The sequence below is a fragment of the Streptomyces sp. NPDC002779 genome (genome assembly GCF_042888685.1).
Lineage (GTDB): Bacteria > Actinomycetota > Actinomycetes > Streptomycetales > Streptomycetaceae > Streptomyces.
Genome location: NZ_JBIAQC010000050.1, coordinates 1 through 4,910, shown reverse-complemented (window position 1 = coordinate 4,910; position 4,910 = coordinate 1). Strand labels below are relative to the sequence as shown.

The window sequence follows — 4,910 nt, the reverse complement described above, 5'->3', positions numbered from 1 at the left end:
TGGGGGGTGCGGGCACACCCCCCACCCCCCCCCGCGGGGGGGCCCCCCCCCGGGGGGGGGGGGGGCCCCCCGCGGCGCCTGGTCTGGCGGCGGCACCGGAGCCGGAGTTACCGGAGCCGGCCAGTCCGTGGACGAGGCCGACGAAGGTGGAGGCTCCTGCGACTCCGGCCGGGTCGGTAAAGGCGCCGGAGTCGGAGGCGGAGGCCAAGCCGTCGGCGGAGGTTGCCGCCTGGCGGGCGGCGCACCAGGCCCGCGCAAGCGGTGAGGCCGCCCCGCAGTCGGCGGCGGCGGATGCCGAGGCGGATGCTGAGGCCTTGTCCTTCGTGCCTGAGGGGCAGGGTGATGTGCCCTGGCACCGTGTTCTCGACACGCGTCTGAATGATGCGCTGGTGGCGCGGGTGAACGTCTCCAACGGCAACCTGTTGCTCGCCGCGACCGACTTCGACATCGCCGGTGTCGGTCGCAAGCTGCAGCTGACGCGGACGTACAACTCCCTGGAAGCGCCGTGGGGGAAGGTGTCGCAGCGCTGGTGGCAGGGCTACGAGCGTTACCTCCAGGCCGACGACACCGAGGTGGTCGTCTACGACGCCACCGGGGCTGCTGTGCGGTTCAAGCCGACGTCCACCGGCGGCTACACCACACCGGCCGGCTACTCCAAGGACCTGAAGAAGAACGCGGACGGCACCTACACCCTGACCGACCGCAAGTCGGGTTCGAAGGACACCTTCAACGTCCACGGCACCCTGACCAAGGTCACGGACAAGAACAACGGTGTGATCACCGTCGACCAGCACGACGAGACCGGCGAGCACAAGGGCTTCAAGCTCACCGAGACCCGCTCGGGCCGCTGGATCGATCTGACCAAGGCCTACCCCAATCAGTGGCAGGCCAAGGACCACACCGGCCGCACGGCCGTCTTCGACCTGGACGCCTCCGGCAACCTGGCCAAGGTCACCGACACCACCGGCAAGGCCACCTCCTACGGGTACGACTCTTCACGCCGCCTGACCAAGGTGACGACCCCCGAGGGCACCATCACGCTGTTCACCTACGACACCTACAACCGCGTCACCTCCACGCAACGCGTCACCGACGTCTCCGGCGGCGAGCACACCGGTCCCACCTGGCGGTACGCCTACACGGCCGCCACCCCGTCCGACGCGGGGACCACGACGGTCACCGACCCCGACGGGGATGCCACCCAGTACCTGCACAACGCGGACGGTGAGGTCACCAAGGTCACCGATCCCCTGGGCCACTCCCGCCATTCCCGGTACACCAACCACCTGCTGCAGACCGCGGTCGACGCGATGGGTACGGGAGCGGACGGGACGGGCGGCAACACCACCACCTACGGGTGGGATGCCCGCAACAACGCTGTCTCCCAGAAACTGCCGATGGGCGCGACCGCGTCGGTGACGGCGTACCAGACCATTGCGGGCACGGATCTGCCCAACGACTTCACCTCCGCCGACGGCCGCAAGGACTCCTTCACGTACGACACCAACGGCAACACCGAGTCGGTGACCACGACGGGCACCGCCGGCGCCACCCGCAGCTACACCTACAACAAGACCACCCCGACCTGCGGCGGCTTCGAGGGCCAGCGCTGCACCGCAAAGGACGGCAACGGCAAGGTCACCTCCTTCACCTACGACACCAAGGGCAACCTGTCGAAGGTCACCCCGCCGGCGCCGCTGGGGCAGACCACCTACACCTACGACGCGCTCGGGAGGGTGAAGACCGTCACCGACGGACGCGCCATCCAGACCGTCTACGCCTACGACAACCGCGACCGCGTGACGACGGTGTCCTCCACGAACGCGACGGTCACCTACTCCTACGACGGCGACGGCAACGTCAAGACCCGCACCGACGCCTCCGGCACCACCAGCTGGGACTACGACAAGCTCAACCGCGAGAAGGTCCGCACCCTGCAAAACGGCGCGCAGACCGCGCTGGCCTACACCCCGGGCGGCGAGGTCGACTACTACACCGACCCGACCGGCAAGACGGACTACACCTGGGACAAGGCCGGCCGCCTGGACTACTTGCTGGACCCGGCCGGCAAGAAGACCGACTTCGACTACAACAACAACGACAAGCGCACCAAGACGGTCTACCCCGGCGGCACCACCCAGTCCTTCACCATCGACAAGAACGGGCGCCCCTCGGCCGTCAAGACCACCTCGGGCACAACGACGCTGATCGACCTCACCTACAGCTACGCCAGCGCGGGCAAGGACACCACCAAGATCCGCACCCGCACCGACAACACCACCAGCCGCAAGACGTCCTACACCTACGACTCCCAAGAACGCCTCTCCTACGCGCTGGAGGCCGATGCGGCCGGTGCGCGGACTGCGTCGTGGCTGTACTGCTGGGACAAGGCCGGCAACCTCACCAGCCAGGACGGCAGCGCATCCACCTGCCCGGGCAGCTCGGTGTTCAACTACAACGACGCCAGCCAGCTCACCTCCCAGACCGGCTCGGCCACGCCGTGGTCCTACGACAAGCTCGGCAACGAAACAGCCGGCGGACGCGTCGCCACAACCGCGCGAACCAACGAGACCTGGACAGACCACAGCCAGCTGTCCCGCATCACACAGGGCGGCACGACCTACGACCTGGTCCACGCCGGCACCACCAACTCCGAGCGCACCAAGCTGGCTTCCACGTGGTTCCACCACACAGCCCTGGGGCTCGCGTCCACAACCACGAACGGCGTCGACACCGGATTCATCCGCGAACCGGCGGGCACATTGAATTCCATGACGACTGGGGGGAAGTCCTACTACTACCTCACCGACGCTACGGGCAACGTGCTGGGCCTGGTGGATGACGCGGGCAAGCGCACCCACACGTACGCCTACGGCCCCACAGGCCTGCCCCGCGGCACCACCACCCAAGCCGTCCCCCAGCCGTACCGCTACACCGGCACCTACCTCGACCCGACGGGCCTGTACAAGATGGGCCACCGCTACTACGACCCCCAAATCGGCCGCTTCACCCAACCCGATCCCTCCGGGCAGGAGTTCAACCCCTACCTCTACGCCGCGGGTGATCCCGTCAATCATGCGGACCCGACCGGACTTGCCTGGTACTCGGGTGTCGTCGACTTCGTGAAGACGAAGGGGCCCAAGTTTCTGGGGCGGGCGACCAGCGCAGCCCCTGTCGGTTGCTATGCCAAGAGGGCGTGGCAGGACACGGACAACTCGCTGGAGGATGAAGCAAGCGATCTGAACACTTGCTTCAACCCCTATGCGTGGGTTACGGAGTGACAGGCATCTGATGGAAACCACACAGCGGAGGCCCGGATGGCTAAAGGCAGCCTTATCCGTCACGTTCGGCATTGCCCTGATTCTCAACTTGATCGAGGCGCTGTGGGATCCTGACGGACAGCCGTGGCTAATCCTACGCATCACGGTATCGATCTTGTTCGGCCTCGCCTTAGTGGGCTACGTCGCTGTGTGGTTGCTCAAACGCCGCACTGGCCACGCTGGCTGACCACTGCGGCCACTTCTGTTGAAGGGCGGCGGCGGGCTGGGTCCGGAATTCAGCCTGCCGCCGCTCCTCTGCGTACCTGCAGAGCATCACTAACAAAGGGGAGGATCAAACGTCATGGGTAAGCTCGGAGGTGCGGAGATTGTCATTCTTTCCGGCCTGCTGCTCATCATTATCGGTTTCGTGGTGGCGATCACCTACATGGTGCGACGCCGCAATAGGCCTTGATGTAGGTGAGAGTCTTGTCATTCGATAGAAAGCGTCGGTGAACGGCGTTGGGAACGGATTCATCCGAGAATGCCGGCGGGGCACGCTGAACTCCATGAAAACAGGGGAAGTCCTCTACTACCTCACCGGCCACCGGCAACGTGCTGGGCCTGGTCGACGACGCGGGCAAGCGCACCCACACCTACGCCTACGGCCCTACCGGTCTGCCCCGCGGCACCACCACCCAAGCGGTCCCCCAGCCGTTCCGCTACAGCGGCGCCTACCTGGACCCGACGGGCCTGTACAAGATGGGCCACCGCTACTACGACCCCCAAATCGGCTTCTTCACCCAACCCGACCCCTCCGGCCAGGAACAGAATCCCTATCTGTATGCCGATGGCGACCCCGTCAACCGCATCGACCCCACCGGCCTATTCAGCTTTGCCGATACGGTGGGAATTGTCACCGGAACCCTCGCCGGAGCAGCCGGAATCGCTGCGGTGGGAAGTATTTGCGCCATTACCGCCGGGGTGGGCTGCGCTGCTGCAGCAATCATCACCGGAGCCACATGGGGAGCAGGAGGCGGTGCTCTGGGATCCGTCCTTGCTGGCGGCAATTCGGCAGAAGGAGTCAACGGTACTCTAGGCGGGCTTGTTGGAGGCGCCAGTAGCGGCCTCGCAGCACTGTTCTTCGGATAGGGGAGGAGGCAGATGCACTTACGGAAACGCACAAATCCAGTAGCTGCAATCCTTGGAACATCGCTGCTCACAGCTGCTGCGGGAACTGGCGCCACCGCAGCTGGATTGGTCAAGGGAAGTCTCATAGAGGCAGCCCTGATCTTCGCAGCTGCTGGCTTCCTGGGTGCACTCGTAGTGGTGTGGTTGCGCTCAAGGAGAAACTCGGGTGCTTGACGACTGGGAACCCTTTCGGATGATACTGGTGGCCCAGTAGATAAATTGCTGGGCCGCCAGTTCACTATATTTCGCCTTCAATCGCCGGTAATGCCCTATTGATCAGAAACTCAAAGGGTTCTCTTCGAGGGTGTAGCGGACGTGGGGGCCGCCGAAGTAGCCGCGGACGATGTGGGGCTGGCGCGGGAGTGTCCAATAGACGGCGGATCCGATGATCAAGGAGACGCCTGATGAGCGAGACCATCACCGAGCACGAAGCCGTGGAGGAGCCGGTCGTCGAGTCGGCTG

At 65.3% G+C, this 4,910-nt stretch carries 2 protein-coding genes; both read left to right on the top strand.

Translation table 11 applies throughout. The features are described from left to right. The first annotated feature begins 83 nt into the window (after nt 1-83). Complete coding sequence (locus tag ACFYW5_RS37385; RefSeq protein WP_389421611.1) at nt 84-3,281, top strand: RHS repeat-associated core domain-containing protein; 3,198 nt, start codon at nt 84-86, stop codon at nt 3,279-3,281. 591 nt (nt 3,282-3,872) lie between these two features. Then, entirely contained in the window at nt 3,873-4,409 is a 537-nt protein-coding gene (locus ACFYW5_RS37380; protein WP_389421608.1) for an RHS repeat-associated core domain-containing protein, read from the top strand. Nucleotides 4,410-4,910: the final 501 nt, after the last annotated feature.